Genomic DNA, 15,967 nt, shown 5'->3' with positions numbered 1-15,967 from the left:
ATGAGTGTCATTGAACTCGCTGACGTCGTGAAACGGTATCAGAACGGCGAGGAGGTCATCGCCGCGCTCGACCACGTCGACTTTCGCGCCGACCGCGGTGAGATGGTGACCATCATCGGCCCGTCTGGGTCCGGGAAAAGTACCATGCTGAACATGATCGGGCTGCTCGACACGCCGACAGAGGGGACGGTCCATCTCGACGGCCGTAACGTGACCGACTTCTCTGAGGACGAACTGACAGAAGAGCGTCGGTCCGGTATCGGGTTCGTGTTTCAGGACTTCCACCTGCTGCCGATGCTGACCGCGACCGAGAACGTCGAACTCCCCTCGATGTGGGACACCTCGGTCGACCGGCACGACCGCGCCCAGGACCTCCTCCAGCGGGTGGGGCTCGGTGACCGACTCAATCACACTCCCGACCAGCTCTCGGGCGGGCAGCGACAGCGCGTCGCCATCGCGCGGGCGCTCATCAACGAGCCGGATATCCTCCTCGCCGACGAGCCGACGGGGAACCTCGACCAAGACACCGGCGAGACGATTCTGACCGAGCTGACTCGGTTGAAAGAAGACGAGAACGTCGCGATTGTCGCGGTCACCCACGACGAACAGATGCTCGAATACACCGACAGCACCGTCCGACTCGTCGACGGCGTCGTGACGGAGGTCTCCGGACGATGAGCGTCGTTGATTTCCTCTGGCGCTTCCCCAGCGTCCAGATGGCGTGGCGGAACCTCGGCCGGAACAAACTGCGGACGATGTTGGCCGCGCTCGGCATCATCATCGGCGTCGTCTCGATCTGTTCGCTCGGAATGGCGACGGCTGCGATTCAACAGCAGGCGACGTCGCAGTTGGGAAGTATCGGCAACGAGGTGTCGATAACGTCCGGTCAGGACAGCGACACGGACGGGGTGACCGACGACCAGGTCGATACGATACGGAATCTGGTGACCGACGCGGAGGTCGTCCCCCAGAAGACGAACTCGACGACGATCTCTTCACGAAACGGACGGGAGGTGAGGGTAAGCGTCACCGGGGTGACGAACGCGGCAGCGCTATACAACCTCACGTCCGGCGAAGCACCCTCCCGGCTGTTGAGCGGCGCGCTCCTCAGCAACAGCACCGCCACGACACTCGGGATTGAGGAGGGCGACCCCGTCGAGTACGACGGCCAACTGTACCGCGTACAGGGGCTCATCGAGGAAGAAAACGCGTTCGGCTTCGGCGGCGGTGAACTGGTGTTACCCGAGTCCGGCCTCTCCGACCAGAACCACTACAACACCGTGACGGTCGTCGCCGAGGATAGCGCGACCGCGACCGAAATCGGTGGGGAGCTGGATCAGTACTTCAACACCGAAGACGAAGAAGAACTCAGCATCAACACGTTCGGGAACGCGGGCCAAGTCGGCGGGTTCTTGGAGACGCTTTCGCTCGCCTTGTTGGCCATCGGCGGCATCTCGCTCGTCGTCGCGAGCGTCGCCATCCTCAACGTGATGCTGATGAGCACGGTCGAACGCCGCGGGGAAATCGGCGTCCTCCGCGCCGTCGGCATCCGCCGCTCCGAAGTGCTGCGGATGATTCTGACGGAGGCCGCCCTGATGGGCACACTCGGCGGGCTCGTCGGGGCGACCCTTTCGCTTGCGGCGGGGCTCGTCATCTTCCAGATGATTACTGGAGACCCGCTCGGAGCGCTCCAGTGGAGCAGTGCGCAGTATCTGGTGTACGGGTTCGGGTTCGCCGTCGTTGCGAGCGTCCTCAGCGGGATTTACCCCGCGTGGAAAGCGGCGAACGACCGCCCGGTCGACGCATTGAGAGGCTGAGTCACTCCCGTGGGAACGCCCGCGGCCTCAGCCGCCGGCGGATTTCTGCGTCGTCTCCGAAGCCGGGCCACCCTTGTGCAGTCGCGTGAGCCGGCGAAACACCGAGAGTACGAGTAGATAACAGAGAACAAGCCCGGCAGCGAACGCCCCGGCGACAACCCAGAACACGACCACCCCTCCCGCTTTGAGCAGTCGAACCAGAAGCGACGCCGCGTTGGGCCCTAAATACCCTGCGAGCGTGGTTTTATTCGCCTGTGAGTCTCCGGTGATATCTTGGATGTTGCGGGACTCGACGCCGGCCGCGGTGATAAGAAACCAGCCGGCGAAAACGGTCACTCCATCGAGCGAATACGGCTGCGGCGTTGCTGCAACGACCGAAAACACGGCCACAAACGCCCAGGTGAACCCGACGCCGATAGAGTCGAGCGTCGGATAGCGCTTCAGCCAGCCGTAGCTTCCGAGGACGACGAGGGGAATCTGCGCAAAGAGTAGGTCGCTGACGTTTGCAGTCCCCGTCCGAAACACCAGCAGACAGACCACGAGCTCGTAGCCGAGCAGCGCGAGTAGCTCCGTCACGAGTAGTTCCGTCTGGTACCGTCGCACGAGCTTCGTCCGATACGGCTGATTCACCTCGTCTTCGGCTGTCACCCCCCGCCGGTCTTCGACATATATGAAATAGAACAGGAGCGGTGCGAGCAGCAGCCCTCCCCCAACTGAGAGGGGTGCAACTCCCAACGCGACACCCGTGATTGCAACCGTCGCGGCAGAGAGCAAGCACAACCAGATGTTCAACTGGAAAAACAGGAATCGCATATCCGCGACTCTCATCTCAGTATGCACCTCCTTGAGGGGAGACGTTGCGGTAGATACGGTGTTGACGCCGCGGAGGGTAGTCCGTCCCGGTCATCTCTCGGACCTACCTCGCTGCTCGTACTATACTTGTTTGGTCAGCAACTCGCGACCGAAACGACAACCCGGCCGTCGACTGCCGTTCACGCCCCGTCGGCACCCGCTTCTTTCATTTCCGTGACTAGATATGCGTCTCGGGTGCAAATCTGTGGACTATATTACATAATTCCAAAAAGAATAATTAGCTCCCATCTACTGGTATAGAACACGGTGTTTGACCGATGGCTCACCCTCGAAATCTCCATAGCGCTGATGTATCTTGGGGTGATTCCATCTGTCGTGAACTGCTGTCTTCTCTGGAAGGAACGTGACAAACCAGGAGTCATCTGGTTTATCTTATCGATGGCCACGGGGGGTCTCTGGGCACTATTGTTCGCGACGTTCACACTCATCCCGGACCCGGGTCTCACGTTAGCGGTCGCAAATTTCTTCTGGGTGTCGATTCCGACTGCCGCAGTGACGTTCTTCTTACTCGCGTACGAGTTCGTTTTCAAACAAACGGTCCCGTCAACCGTCGTTGCTGCGTTGTTCAGCCCACTCGCAGTGCTATTCGTTCTCTCCTGGAGTAATCCGTACGAGTTGGTCTTTACAACTGCATACTACGTGACCGCCGATGGGGTGTTACACTTTCCAGTGTTCGACGGCCCGCTGAAAGTTCTCGTAACGCAGGTCTATGGCTACCTCCTCGTGTTTCTGGCTGCGGGCATGTTCGTCGGCGAACTGCTCCGGACGAACGGCACACAGCGCCGACAAACCGTGTACCTCCTGGTCGTGTTTTCGATGCTCGTCGGCTCGACGATGGTTAAGGTCGCGGGGGTCGTTCCGATTTATTTCGATCCCACGTCGGTCTTGTACTCGTTTTCCGGACTCTTTTTCGCGTATTCGATTCGAGAACACGGGTTGCTGAAGTTCGTTCCCGTCGCTCGCGAACAGACGTTTGATGAGATTACGGACCCCATCTTCGTGATTGGCTCTTCCGGGCACATCGTGGATGCGAACCGGGCCGGGAGCCAACTGTCTGATCAGAGTGTCATCGGGACCAAAATCGAACAACTCATCTCCGAATCCGCCGTGTCTTCGGACGAACAAGACACCGGCGTCATCAAATTAGAACTGGACGGCGGCACGCGGATATTTTCCATCGAAGCATCCGAAATCGTCTACGGTCGGGGCGTGACCGGGAAAATCGTCGTGTTGAGCGATATTACGGCGCTCAAGGAGCGCGAAGAGGAGTTAGATCTGCTCAAGCAAGTTCTCTCGCGTATCTTCCGGCATAACATTCGGAACGACCTCAACGTAATCGCGGGGTTTGCGGCGATTATCCGAGACTCAACGAACGGCGAGACCGCGCGGTCGGCGGACCGCATTCACACGCGCTCGATGAAAGTCGTTGACCAAGCGGCGAAAGCGCGGAAGATCGAGACCGTGCTGTCGTACGCCGAAACGGACCAGCGCCCGCTCGAAGAGTACCTCTCCAAGGTCAAACAGAACATGCCGGCCGAGCTGTTGAGCTGTGTCTCGTTCGCTGTCGACGACGTCGTACTCGACGCACACCCCCGGTTTGACCTCGCACTCACCGAGTTAATCGAGAACGCTATCTCTCACCACTCCGGCGAGGAGCCGATTGCTGTGCGCGTCACAACCGACGTGTCCCCGACGGACGTGACGATTATCGTCGAGGACAACGGACCGGGGTTACCGCCATCCGAATTCGCCGTGTTAGAAGCCGGCGAAGAGACGGACCTCGAACACGGGTCCGGTATCGGTCTGTGGTTGGTCTACTGGATCGTCTCCCGCTCGAACGGGACGCTCAGTGTGCAGGTCTCCGATTCCGGAACGGAAGTTCGAATCACACTGAATCGACCGGACTCGACCCCTGACGTTTAGCAACTCCCTGCGACTCCCGCGTCTCCAACAACCCCAGAGTCGTTCGCGAGAGACCGGACACATCCGATAGAATATTGTGACATTTTAAACTACTACACTCGTGTATCACCTACTTTGATACCAATTCATATTGGGTATTTCACTTGGGAAAACTAGCCTACCTTCTTTTACTGCTCATCTACTGGCTGATATAGCCAAACTTTGCTGTGAACTTGAGTATAAATAATTGAATTAATACTTATTAAATAGAATTTAACTAGAGTTTTGAATCGAGATTAGTATATAATCTTACTATTCTGAATTTATCTATTTTCTTTTCTCATTGGATATGTGATAATCGAACACTACTGCGCGCCTCGGGACGATAGGTTCTGTGACCGAGCCTCGATGCCAGCGTCGTTCTGTTCTTTCATTCCTGTCCCCCACGCTGTGCGGGTTCCGGTGCTCGGTCGCGCGCGAGTCCGGGACTCGCCACTCGTCCTCCACGGCCATCTCCATCGGTGTCGTCGCGTACGCTTTTACTGATCGCGCGTGTATCTCGGGGCATGACTGACAGCGGTTCGCCGTGTTGTTCCGGCTCCAGAGCAGACGTCGAGGAGAGCGCACCGTCTCACCACTCGACGACGGATGGGTCGCGCTCGGCAGCCACCAGCGGTTCGACAGACGCGACCGCGGACCTGTCGCGGATGGTCCAGCTAGACGGCGGGACGTTCGTGATGGGAACGGATTCGGATGTCGGCTTCCCCGAAGACGGTGAGGGACCCGCCCGCGAGGTGACGGTCTCCCCGTTCGCTATCGACAAGTACGCGGTCACGAACGCGGAGTTCCTGCAATTCGTACGGGACACCGGCTACACGACGGAGGCAGAGCGGTTCGGCTGGTCGTTCGTCTTCGAGGACTTCGTCGCGCCGGAGGACGACGACGCGGTGATGCAGAACGTTCCAGCCGCGCCGTGGTGGGTTGCGGTCCAAGGTGCGAACTGGCTGCGTCCGGAGGGCCCCAGTTCGAGCGTGTTGGAGTCGCGGCTCACACACCCGGTGACACAGGTCTCCTGGAACGATGCGGTCGCGTACGCCGAGTGGGCGGGGAAACGCCTCCCCACGGAGGCCGAGTGGGAGTACGCCGCGCGTGGCGGTCTCGAAGGAAAGCGGTTCCCGTGGGGGGACGAACTCCGACCGGACGGAGACCACCGCTGCAACATCTGGCAGGGCGAGTTCCCCGAGACCAACACCGAGGACGACGGCTATTTGCAGACGGCTCCGGTAAACGAGTTTTCGCCGAACGGTCACGGACTGTACAACGTCTCGGGCAACGTCTGGGAGTGGTGCGCGGACTGGTTCAGTCCGGACTACCACACGACCGACGACTACGACCCCCACGACCCGACCGGTCCCGACGACGGCGACAACCGGGTGATGCGCGGGGGGTCGTATCTCTGCCACCGGTCGTGGTGTAACCGGTACCGAGTCGCCGCACGGTCGAAGAACACGCCGGACAGTTCGACGGGGAACATGGGCTTTCGGTGTGTGGCTGACCTCGACTGATCGTCTCCTCGTGCTGAAGCACCCGAATACCACCATGATGGGTTTGGTCACGCCGAGCCCTCGGCGGTGGTTTGCGGGTGTGGGTGCTCCTCGCAGAGATGGTCGGTGCGCTGTGGTGCCGACGATAATAGAAGGTACCGCAGGAGGTGAATTAGCTGCCTAAGCGTCAGTCTTCACTGAGGAACTCAGGAGTTGGCCCAGTTTTCAAGTTGGTATCTGTCTGGGTCCGCTGGTACAGTACCCGCAGGGCGAAAATCACGATCCCCGTAGAGAGGAACAGCCCGTACCACATTGCGCCAGTGGAATTCTGTACCGCGACGTTGACATACATGGCAATCAGGCAAAGCGCTGCGGCCAGAGAAGACCACCGCACGATAGCAGGATGTAAGTAGGCCTTATTTTTGAATTCCTTCCGTTCGAATATCTCTGGATACGTCGACGGAAGACGGAAGCCAGTTAGACAGACGAGAATCGGCGGGCCGAGGATTGCGAGTGTCCCACCGCTCACCATGTCGTAGATTGGGATGTTCAAAAGCGACCCTGCGATGGACGTGATTGCAATGAAGATGAGCACGTATGCCGGCTCGCCGTGAGCATTATTTTTGGAGATGATTTTGGGTAGAATCCCGTCATTTGAGGCGGCAGACACGTGTCTATTCGTAATTGCGACGATCCCAATTACGGAGGTTACACCAGCTAACGCCGCACCAATCGTAGAGAGGATGAGCACCTCTGGTGGAAGATACTGGCTCGTGACAAACCGGAGCGTACGGTTCTGGAGGTCGCTATACGGAACGATCCCAATACTCACAAACACAATGAGTGCAGAGATCACAGCGGTAACCCCGGTGCTCGAGATAAGCAGCTGTCCAAACGTCTTTTCGGGATTTTTGATCTCCCCACTCAGGTCTATCAACGAAATACTCCCGAGTACCGTCCCAAACATCAATCCGAATGAGGAGAGAATCGGAGAGGCTCCTGTCGGGATGAACGGTGTGTAATTATCGACATCCATGTGCGGGATACCTGAGAGAAGAATAATCCCCATCGAGACTAGAAGGATAGCTGCCATTAGAACCTCTATGCGACCGACAGCGCGGAGACCAAACCAAACGACTGTGACTGTTCCGAGTAAGAGTGAGATAGTGAACACCGAGACAGGAACAGCAGGAATGAGCTGATTGAGATACGATGCCCCAGCGATCACGAGGACTTGGACGAGTACAAACCCGGCTATCGCTATTTGTGCCCAGATAATCGTCCACCCAATGAATTTGCTCACACTTCGGTTCTCCGGGACCAACATTCGAGTTGGGTAGTAATAGTGCCCGGGAGAGATTGGCCAAATCTTAGATAATGAGATGTATGCCGGGGCAGCCAGTATAATTGGAATCGTTGCCAGCAGTGTGAGAGCTATTGTAACCGGTCCCGTCACTGATGCTGCGATGATCGGCGTCGTCCAAAGTCCACCACCGATGTTCAATCCGATTGCAACGGCAAATCCGGCTATCCAGCCGAGCTTGTTACTATTGTCCATGTATTTTTTGACTCCAAAGAGTGATTCAGGCCTACATTATAAATAATTTATGACCCTTGGCTACGAATACCACGGTTGAATCATCTCTCGTGCACTCGATGGCAGTCAGCGTGGAATCCCCCCGCAAGAAATGGAATCGGTGTGGGTATGCAGTTGCAAGAGGCTTCGATATGAGGAAGAACTAACACGACGTACAAAGATGACCGGATATGGCTTCAGCCCACCAGCCGAACATCCTCTGGATATCGCTCGAAGACACGAGTCCTCGATTCGGATGCTACGGAGACGACGTCGCTCAGACGCCGAACATCGATAGTATCGCCGCTGACGGGCGCGTCTACACGGAGGCGTGTGCGACGGCGGGCGTCTGCGCCCCGTCGCGGGCATCGGTCATCACCGGCTGCCACCAGACGGCAATCGGCACGCACCACATGCGGACGAAGCACATGAACGAGGACACGCCGAAACTCCCTACGCCGTACTCCTCGGTCCCACCGCACTACGTGACGGCGTTCCCGGAGTTCCTCCGTGCGGCGGGCTACTACTGCACGAACAACTCGAAGACCGACTATCAGTTCGACAACCTCGGCGAGAGTCAACACGACTTCGACGCTCCCGTCTCCATCTGGGACGAGAACCACAAGGACGCCCACTGGCGAAACCGACCGGACGACGACCAGCCGTTCTTTGCCGTGTTCAACCCGATTCGGACCCACGAGAGCGGCATGTGGGAAGAGGGGCTCGTCGGCGTCAACGGTGAGCCGGAAACCGACCCCGACGCCGTGGACGTGCCGCCGTATCTGCCGGACACCAACGGCGTCAGGAAGGCCATCGCGCGGCAGTACGACAACATCGCGCGGTCCGACGAGGAGGTCGGGCGACTCCTCCGGGAGTTACGAGAAGACGGGCTGGCCGACGACACTATCGTGTTCATCTGGAGCGACCACGGCGAGGGCCTCCCGCGCGCGAAACGGTCGCTGTACGATTCGGGTATCAACGTCCCGTTGGTCGTCAGATGGCCGGGCGAAATCGAGGGCGGCGAGCGGAGCCAGCGTCTCGTGAGCCTGCTCGACCTCGGACCGACCGTTCTGTCGCTCGCCGGCGTCGATATTCCGACGTGGATGCAGGGCCGGCCGTTCCTCGGGCCGGGCGCGGACGAGCCACGGGAGTCCCTGCTCGCGGCGCGGGACCGCATCGACGAGAGCTACGACATGGTGCGCGCGATTCGGACTGACCAGTACAAGTACATCCGGAACTACGACCCGACGAACCCGCCGCTGGTCTGGGTTCCGTTTCGGGCGCGAGGCGAGGCGATGCAGGACCTCCTTCGACTCCACGCGGAAGGCGAACTCGACGGCCCGGCCGCGGAGTTGCTCTCGTGCGATCGTCCGGTCGAGGAACTCTACGATGTGGCGGCGGACCCCCACGAAATCGACAATCTCGCGGACGACCCCGCCCACTCGGAGACGCTGGCAGAACTGCGTGCGGTGATGGACGACCGACTGGACGCGCCCGGTGACCGGGGCCATCTCGACGAGACGCAGATGGTCGAACAGATGTGGCCCGGCGGGGAGCAACCGGTGACCGAGACCCCGACGTTCGTCCCGAACGCACCGGAAAACAGGATGACTGCGGCGACACCAACGGGTGGCGAGTTCACGGCTCCGACGACGGTCACGCTCCATTGCGACACGCAGGGGGCGTCTATCGTGTACGCCACGGGTGAGACTGACGACTCCCGCTGGAAGCTCTACACGACACCAATCGAACTGGACGAGGGAGAGACGACGATACGGACGAAGGCGATTCGGTACGGCTACGAAGAAAGCGACGTTCGAGCGGCGAGTTTCACCGTCAACTGAAGCCGCGACGGTACTCCTTGAACGGTGTAATCACGTCCGATTCGAAGACGAGCGGGAGACGCTGCGTCGCCCGGTCGCTTACAGCGTCAGTTCGAACTCGACGTCTCGCGCCGACCGACCGATTTCGATGGTGAACGGCCCTTCGAGCGCGGTCCAGCCCGCGGTCTCGTCGTACTCCGTGAACGCGAGGTCGTCGAGGTCGACGTCGACGGTCACCGTCTCACCGGCCGGAATCGAAACGGCTTCGAAGCCGCCGAGTTCGCGGACGGGCCGGTCGTCGCTCGCGTTCGAGGGCCGGACGTACGCCTGTACCACCTCGCGACCCGCCCGGTCGGAGACGTTTTCGACCGTGACTTCGACGCGGCGCTCGTCGACGAGTTCCGCGCCGCGGTATTCGAACGCCGCGTAGGACAGCCCGTAGCCGAACGGATAGACGGGGTCAGCCTCGGTCGCGTCGAAGTACCGGTAGCCGACGAGCAGGTTTTCGTCGTACTGCACCTCGCCGTCGATTCCCGGGAACGTCGCGTCGTCGGTCACCGGGTAGTCTTCCTCGTTCGCGAAGGTGACCGGGAGCCGTCCCGATGGGTCGGCGTCACCGAACAGGACGGCCGCGAGCGCGTCGCCGTCGGCCTGTCCGGGGTACCACGACTCCAGAACCGCGCTCACGTCGTCGCGCCACGGGAGTTCGACGGGGCCGCTCGACTGGACGACGACGACGGTGTTGTCGTTGACCGCCGTCACGTCTTCGACGAGTTCGTCTTGCCCGCCGGGGAGCGTGAGGTCGTCGCGGTCGACCGCCTCGGCGGCGGCGTCCTCGACGACGACGACGGCGACATCGGCGTCCGCCGCCGCCGAGACCGCATCGTCGAGTGTGGGGTCCGGTCGCTGGTCGTCGCCCTCGTCGTCGCCGCCGAAGAACGAGACTTTCTCGATGGGCGGGACGCCGCGCTCGACGGTGACGCTGCCCGTCGCGCGCGCGTCGATTCCCGTCGCCGTCGGGGCTTCGTGGAGCGCGTCCATCTCCGATGACCCGCCGCCCGTCGAAATCTCCTCGACGCCGGGGCCGATGACCGCAACGTCCGCGTCGTCCGCGAGCGGGAGTGTGCCGTCGTTCTCCAAGAGGACCGTCCCGCGAGCGGCGATGGTCTCTGCGAGTTCTCGGTGGCCGTCGTCCTCGGGTGGCGATGCCGCACGGCCCCCGCCGAGCACGCCGATGCGCTCCATCTGTCGGAGTATCCGCGTGACCATGTCGTCCAGTCGCGCGTGCGGGACGTCCCCGCGTTCGACGGCTTCGCGGAGCGGGCCGCCGAAGTTGCCGGTGTTGGTCATGTCCGGCATCCCGTCCGAAACGTCCGCGGTCTCGCCGAAGACGGCGTCATCGTCGTCTTCGGGGGGTTCGAGGTCGAACATCTCCCAGAGTTCGTCGCGGGTGACGCCCGGCATTTCGAGATCCAGCCCCCCGTTGGCCGACTCGACTGTGCTGACGGCTCCGAACCAGTCGGAGACGACGTAGCCGTCGAAGCCCCACTCGCCTTTCAGCACGTCAGTGACGAGCGGGCGGTTCTCGCTCATGAACGAGTCGTTGACGCTGTTGTAGGCGGTCATGACCGACCCGGCACCGGCGTCGACGGCCGCTTTGAACCCGGGGAGGTAACACTCCCTGAGCGCACGCTCGCTGACGCTCACGTTCACCGACGCTCGGTGTGTCTCTTGGTTGTTGGCGACGTAGTGTTTCGGGGTCGCGATGACGTCGGCCGACTGGATACCCTCGACGGCCGCCCCGGCGAACGCGGCCGTGAGAACGGGGTCTTCGGAGTAGTATTCGAAGTTCCGTCCGCAGTGCGGCACCCGAATGAGGTTGAGCCCGGGACCGAGCAGCGCGTCTTGGTCGCGGGCGTTCGCCTCGCGCCCCATGGCCGCCCCCTGCTCGCGCGCGAGATTCGGGTCGAACGTCGCCGCGAGGGCAATCGACGCGGGAAACAGCGTGGCGGGCGCGCCGTTGACGCGGACGCCGAGCGGTCCGTCGGCCAGCCTGAGCTCCGGAATTCCGAGTCGGTCGACGCCGGGGAGGTAGCCCGTCGCCGTTCCGTCCGGGTCGACCGCGCCGTGGACGAGTTGGATTTTCTCTTCGAGCGTGAGTTCGTCGACTACCGTCTCAACGTCGGCTTCGGCGGTTTCCATCCCTGTGGTCAAGTGCCGGCAAACGCTCATAAAACGATTGGAAATATGACTAGTATTACTCGCCGGCTCGCCGCCCCGGATTTCAGGTCGAAACCGAACACTGCACTCGAACGACCGGAAGGAGAACTGCGGAGTCTCGCCTTGAAGCACCGCTACTCCCGTTCGGTCGGGAGAGCCATCCCATCGACATCATATCTGTATTACTAGTATTTCTAAAACGGAATCGAATGCGCGGGGTCGACGCGTTCACGTTGGGACTCGACGCGATGTGTGCGTCCCCGCGACCAAAGATTACACGAATAAGAGTGTAATCTCATCTCGCGCCCACCCGACGTTCGGTCCGTGCCCGTGTTTAGTTCGGCGGCACAGGTGTGTATAAAACGAACCTCGCGATTCGGTAATACCGGTATTACGAAATCGCCAGCGTCTGGGTTCGGTCGCCGACGAACAGCTCGTACGCCCCGCTTTCGAGCGTCCGGGAGCCGTCCGGTTTGACGACCCGGAGGTCGTCGGCGGTGAGCGTTATCGTCACCGTTTGCGTCTCGCCCGGCGAGAGCGTGACCTTCGTGAAGCCCTGCAACTCACGGACGGGCGTCACCACGGAGCTGTGTCGGTGCTCACCGAACAACTGGACCGTCTCGGTTCCCGCGCGGTCGCCGGTGTTCGTCACCGTCACCGACACGGTCACCTCGCCTCCGTCAGCGATGGTCTCCTCGGACACGTCGAGCGAGTCGTACGTGAACTCCGTGTAGCTCAGCCCGAAGCCGAATTCGAAAAGCGGGTCGTACGACGGGAGATGTTCGTCCATCCCCAACGGACTCGGATGCGGAAGCCAGTCGTGTCGAACCGGGAAGTCGCCCATCGAGCGGGGGAACGTAATCGGCAGGCGACCGGACGGGTTCGTGTTCCCGACCAGCACGTCGGCAATCGCGCGACCGCCTTCGAGACCGGGGAAGAACGCGACGACGACCGCGTCGACCTGGTCGAGCACGTCCGTCAGAACCAGCGGTCGCCCGGTGACGAGCACGAGGACCGTCGGCGTGTCGGTTGCGGCCACGGCGTCCAGTAGGTCCCGCTGTGCCGGTGGCAGTTCCAGCGAGTTCCGTTGCGGGAAGCCGCCGTTCTCGCCGCGTAGCGACGCCGGGCCGAACTCGTGGAGGTACCACGGCTCACCGAGGACGGCGACCGTCGCGTCGGCGCGTTCGGCGCGACTTGCGACGGCGTCTCTCCCTGCGGACTCGTCCGAACCCACGCCCGGTTCGTACGTCACCGTCGTTCCGTCGTCGACGACGTGTTCCAAGCCGTCCCGAACGGTCGGGCCTTCGTTTTCGTCGAAGTCGAACACCGTCCAGCCGCCGAGGAGGTTATCGAGCGAGTCGGCGTTCGGCCCCGTCACGAAGAGTTCGTCCACGTCGCCCAGCGGCAGCGTCTCCTCGTCGTTCTGCAAGAGGGTCACGGACTGTCGGGCGGCTTCCCTCGACACCCGCCGGTGTTCCTCGGACCCCACGTCGATGATTGCAGACCGCGGTGAGACGTACGGGTCCTCGAACAGCCCGAGTTCGAACTTCAGCGCGAGGATGCGCCGCACGCTTCGGTCGAGTAGTGACTCCGGGAGGTCGCCCGACTCGACCAGTTCACAGAGCGTGTCCGCGTGCTGGGTTCCCCCCACGGACGCGATGTCGAGTCCGGCGGTCGCGACTTGTTCGACCGCCTCGGCGAACGATGCGGCGGTCTGGTGCCGCTCGACGAGCATCCAGACGGCGAGCCAGTCGGAACAGGTCACGCCCTCGAACCCGAGGCGGTCTCTGAGGAGGTCGGTCAGGTAGAACGTCGAGGAGTGCGCGGGTTCGTTCCCGAGCGCGTTGTACATGGGCATCACCCCCGCGACCCCCTCGTCGATGGCGCGCTCGAACGGCGGGAGGAAGACGCGTCGGAGCGTCCCCATCGAGATATCGACGGGTGCCGTGTCCTCGCCGCGGGTCGGCTCACTGCTCGCCGGGTAATGTTTCACCGTCGCCGCGACTGACGTGGGGTCGCGCAACGACTCACCTTGGAGGCCCCGCGTCTCCGCCGCGACGAACGCCTCGACGAGCGACGAGGACTCACCGTACGTCTCGTACGTTCGCCCCCACCGGGGTTCTCGGGCGACGTCCGCGGTCGGAGCGTAGTTCTGGTTCGCGCCGGTCGCCGCCATCTCGACCGCCGTGATTCGCGCGGCGCGCTCGGCGAGGTCGGGATTCCACGTCGCCGCCATGGCGAGATTGTGCGGGAACACGGTGGCTCCCTCGATGTGCGCGTGGCCGTGAATCGCGTCGACCGGGACGAGAAGCGGGATGCCCAGCCGCGTCTCGTTCACGGCGACGCGCTGGAGTTGATTCGCGACGCGGCCCGCGACGACGGCGGTGTTGTACGGCGAGAAGCCGGTGCCGAACGGCGTGGCCGACCCGACCTGGTGGTCGCGGATGGCGTCTTTGGCGTCATCTAACGTCGTCGTCCAAGAGGTCTCGCGCTGTAACACGGTGAACGAGCCGACGTGCAGCCCCACCATCTGCCCGGCTTTCTCCCGGAGCGTCATGCGCTCCAGCAGGTCAGCGACCCGGGCCTCGGTCGACTGACCTGAGTCCATGTATGGCGGCTGGCTGGTCATACTAGACGATGCTGTGAAACCCATATCAAACTACCTCCGATGCGGGGAAACTGTTATGCCCGCGGCGAGTAACCCGTAATACGAGTAATACACGATGTCTCTCACAGCGATATTCGACACGGATGCCACCGCTTTCCGGGAGGCTCACGCATGACTGACGACGAACCCACGGACGCCCCGGAACAAAGCCCGCTGGAGCATCAAGAAGCGCCGACCGGGCTCGCAAAGCAGTGGTCAAACCGGTCGAACCAGCAGACGACGCTCCCGAACGACGACCTCGACGTGAAATCCGAGTGGGTGGGGATAACCGTCTACCTCCCCGCGGAACTCCGCGAGGAGCTGGAGCTGGTGTTCCGAGAACACAGCCTCGAATCGAAGCGGTCGAGCGGTGCCGAGCTAAAGAAACTCCGGCACTACTACCCGCTCGTCGTCGCACTCGGTCTCGAACTGCTCGAAGACGCCGAACCGCGAGACATCGCGCCGCTTCTCTCCTACGTGATGGACCAGTACGAGACCGAACAGTAAGTTCACTATTGGGCCGGCAGATTCGACCGCGATATCGCCGCGTTCGGCGGGCTCGGCTCACTCATCGGGGTGGACCGGCGCGTCGAGGATGATTAAAGCGCTGTCGCAGGACTACTCGTCGCTCGGTCCGCGCCGGTCGACTGCGGCGCTCGCTCGTTAGGTCGTGGTGTCCTTGGTATCGAGGACCCCCGTGGTAAACACTGATTCGAGACGCGATTACCGCGAACAATCCCCTATATAGTAGTGCAAATACTATTCAATAATATCTGGATAGAATATATTAGAAGCGACGATATAGAATATCTATTCTCAGAGCTATTCTGAAGTTTTTGACTTATATTGGTATAAATGGAGTTATACTATTCAATTATGATGTGGATAAGTATTTATCTGAGATTTTCCCAACTCTAGTTTGATTTCAGCAATAATGCCATTTCTCAAAGATAGCTAATTCTCTCCACAAAAACTATACTAACATGTATATTCATCTGTTAACTCAGATGGCTGTATTGTTCAAATAGAGCACATATGTGGTGAAGATACTGACCGACCGGCCTGCCTCACGGTGAGTCGTTCGCGGCGGACGCCCCCCGCTCACCACTCGGCGAGTCGGCCGTCGTCGTGGTGCCAGACGGGGTTGTACCAGTTGACCTCGTCTTGGGAGCGCTCGCGGACGTACCCCTCGTCCACCTCGATACCCAACCCCGGACCGGTCGGTCGCTTGACGAAGCCGTCGTCGAGAACTAGCGTGTTGAACGTGGACTGTACGTGTGTAAGGAGTGCGATACAGTGGCGAACGCGGACGTGAATGGTGCAGAGAATATTCGACAAAAGGTACTCTCAAGTCTCGCCACGGATGGCGGTGATAGGGATAGCGGCTGGTTGGCACAGCCAGCGGTTCACCTGTTCGACCGTAGTGAGGGCCGTTTCGCCCCACGAGAACAAGTTGCTAACCGCGAACCCTGATATCCCAACTGCGGTCGGGATTCCCGCGTTGACGAGACGCTCTGCGCCTCGTTCGCACACCAGAACGCTCTGCGTTCTGGGGACGTCTTCAG

Annotated in this window: 10 protein-coding genes and 2 pseudogenes; 7 read left to right on the top strand and 5 right to left on the bottom strand. The window is 61.0% G+C overall.

Annotated features, from left to right (window positions below; genetic code table 11):
- Together DEQ67_RS12685 and DEQ67_RS12680 are read left to right on the top strand one after the other, a co-directional pair.
- Nucleotides 1-678: an ABC transporter ATP-binding protein gene (locus tag DEQ67_RS12685; protein ID WP_004041966.1), complete on the top strand. Its 678-nt coding sequence runs from the start codon at nucleotides 1-3 to the stop codon at nucleotides 676-678.
- Nucleotides 675-1,817, top strand: a complete 1,143-nt coding sequence (locus DEQ67_RS12680) for an ABC transporter permease (RefSeq protein WP_115803099.1) — start codon at nucleotides 675-677, stop codon at nucleotides 1,815-1,817. Before DEQ67_RS12685 ends, DEQ67_RS12680 begins: the two co-directional genes overlap by 4 nt.
- A 27-nt stretch (nucleotides 1,818-1,844) precedes the next feature.
- Here the strand turns inward: DEQ67_RS12680 and DEQ67_RS12675 are convergent, their stop codons facing one another.
- Nucleotides 1,845-2,645 (bottom strand): UbiA family prenyltransferase, encoded by an 801-nt coding sequence (locus DEQ67_RS12675; protein WP_188148487.1) that lies wholly within the window; start codon nucleotides 2,643-2,645, stop codon nucleotides 1,845-1,847.
- 333 nt (nucleotides 2,646-2,978) lie between these two features.
- Between DEQ67_RS12675 and DEQ67_RS12670 the strand changes: the two genes are divergently transcribed.
- Nucleotides 2,979-4,613 carry a histidine kinase N-terminal 7TM domain-containing protein gene (locus DEQ67_RS12670; RefSeq protein WP_081606187.1) on the top strand — a complete coding sequence of 545 codons (1,635 nt, stop codon included), beginning with the start codon at nucleotides 2,979-2,981 and terminating at the stop codon, nucleotides 4,611-4,613.
- 545 nt (nucleotides 4,614-5,158) lie between these two features.
- On the top strand, nucleotides 5,159-6,157 hold the full coding sequence (locus tag DEQ67_RS12665; RefSeq protein WP_115803097.1) for a formylglycine-generating enzyme family protein: 999 nt from the start codon (nucleotides 5,159-5,161) through the stop codon (nucleotides 6,155-6,157).
- Between the two features lie 166 nt (nucleotides 6,158-6,323).
- Here DEQ67_RS12665 and DEQ67_RS12660 read toward each other — a convergent pair whose 3' ends face one another.
- Nucleotides 6,324-7,694 carry an APC family permease gene (locus tag DEQ67_RS12660; protein ID WP_115803096.1) on the bottom strand — a complete coding sequence of 457 codons (1,371 nt, stop codon included), beginning with the start codon at nucleotides 7,692-7,694 and terminating at the stop codon, nucleotides 6,324-6,326.
- A 209-nt stretch (nucleotides 7,695-7,903) separates the two neighbouring features.
- Here DEQ67_RS12660 and DEQ67_RS12655 point away from each other — a divergent pair, with 209 nt between their 5' ends.
- On the top strand, nucleotides 7,904-9,556 hold the full coding sequence (locus DEQ67_RS12655) for a sulfatase-like hydrolase/transferase (protein WP_115891431.1): 1,653 nt from the start codon (nucleotides 7,904-7,906) through the stop codon (nucleotides 9,554-9,556).
- 78 nt (nucleotides 9,557-9,634) lie between these two features.
- On the opposite strand, the gene DEQ67_RS12650 is transcribed toward DEQ67_RS12655, so the two are convergent.
- Together DEQ67_RS12650 and DEQ67_RS12645 are read right to left on the bottom strand one after the other, a co-directional pair.
- Nucleotides 9,635-11,737 (bottom strand): beta-glucosidase, encoded by a 2,103-nt coding sequence (locus DEQ67_RS12650; protein ID WP_115891432.1) that lies wholly within the window; start codon nucleotides 11,735-11,737, stop codon nucleotides 9,635-9,637.
- Nucleotides 11,738-12,146: 409 nt separating this feature from the next.
- On the bottom strand, nucleotides 12,147-14,363 hold the full coding sequence (locus DEQ67_RS12645) for a glycoside hydrolase family 3 N-terminal domain-containing protein (protein ID WP_008605453.1): 2,217 nt from the start codon (nucleotides 14,361-14,363) through the stop codon (nucleotides 12,147-12,149).
- Nucleotides 14,364-14,534: 171 nt separating this feature from the next.
- Between DEQ67_RS12645 and DEQ67_RS12640 the strand changes: the two genes are divergently transcribed.
- On the top strand, nucleotides 14,535-14,909 hold the full coding sequence (locus DEQ67_RS12640) for a hypothetical protein (protein ID WP_004041972.1): 375 nt from the start codon (nucleotides 14,535-14,537) through the stop codon (nucleotides 14,907-14,909).
- A gap of 594 nt (nucleotides 14,910-15,503) precedes the next feature.
- Here the strand turns inward: DEQ67_RS12640 and DEQ67_RS12635 are convergent.
- Nucleotides 15,504-15,647: pseudogene (locus DEQ67_RS12635) on the bottom strand (galactonate dehydratase); the annotation flags it as partial.
- Between the two features lie 9 nt (nucleotides 15,648-15,656).
- Between DEQ67_RS12635 and DEQ67_RS12630 the strand changes: the two are divergent.
- Nucleotides 15,657-15,875 (top strand): annotated as a pseudogene (locus DEQ67_RS12630) (transposase); the annotation flags it as partial.
- Between the last annotated feature and the right edge of the window lie 92 nt (nucleotides 15,876-15,967).

Source organism: Haloferax sp. Atlit-48N (genome assembly GCF_003383015.2).
Classification (GTDB): domain Archaea; phylum Halobacteriota; class Halobacteria; order Halobacteriales; family Haloferacaceae; genus Haloferax; species Haloferax volcanii.
This window is presented reverse-complemented; position numbering and strand designations above follow the sequence as displayed.

Excerpts from the sequence above, each read along its gene's own strand:
- DEQ67_RS12665 (WP_115803097.1), top strand. The coding sequence starts at position 5,159 with ATGACTGACAGCGGTTCGCCGTGTTGTTCCGGCTCCAGAGCAGACGTC.
- DEQ67_RS12655 (WP_115891431.1), top strand. The coding sequence starts at position 7,904 with ATGGCTTCAGCCCACCAGCCGAACATCCTCTGGATATCGCTCGAAGAC.
- DEQ67_RS12685 (WP_004041966.1), top strand. The coding sequence starts at position 1 with ATGAGTGTCATTGAACTCGCTGACGTCGTGAAACGGTATCAGAACGGC.
- DEQ67_RS12645 (WP_008605453.1), bottom strand. The coding sequence starts at position 14,363 with ATGGACTCAGGTCAGTCGACCGAGGCCCGGGTCGCTGACCTGCTGGAG.
- DEQ67_RS12675 (WP_188148487.1), bottom strand. The coding sequence starts at position 2,645 with ATGAGAGTCGCGGATATGCGATTCCTGTTTTTCCAGTTGAACATCTGG.
- DEQ67_RS12640 (WP_004041972.1), top strand. The coding sequence starts at position 14,535 with ATGACTGACGACGAACCCACGGACGCCCCGGAACAAAGCCCGCTGGAG.
- DEQ67_RS12650 (WP_115891432.1), bottom strand. The coding sequence starts at position 11,737 with ATGGAAACCGCCGAAGCCGACGTTGAGACGGTAGTCGACGAACTCACG.
- DEQ67_RS12660 (WP_115803096.1), bottom strand. The coding sequence starts at position 7,694 with ATGGACAATAGTAACAAGCTCGGCTGGATAGCCGGATTTGCCGTTGCA.
- DEQ67_RS12680 (WP_115803099.1), top strand. The coding sequence starts at position 675 with ATGAGCGTCGTTGATTTCCTCTGGCGCTTCCCCAGCGTCCAGATGGCG.
- DEQ67_RS12670 (WP_081606187.1), top strand. The coding sequence starts at position 2,979 with ATGTATCTTGGGGTGATTCCATCTGTCGTGAACTGCTGTCTTCTCTGG.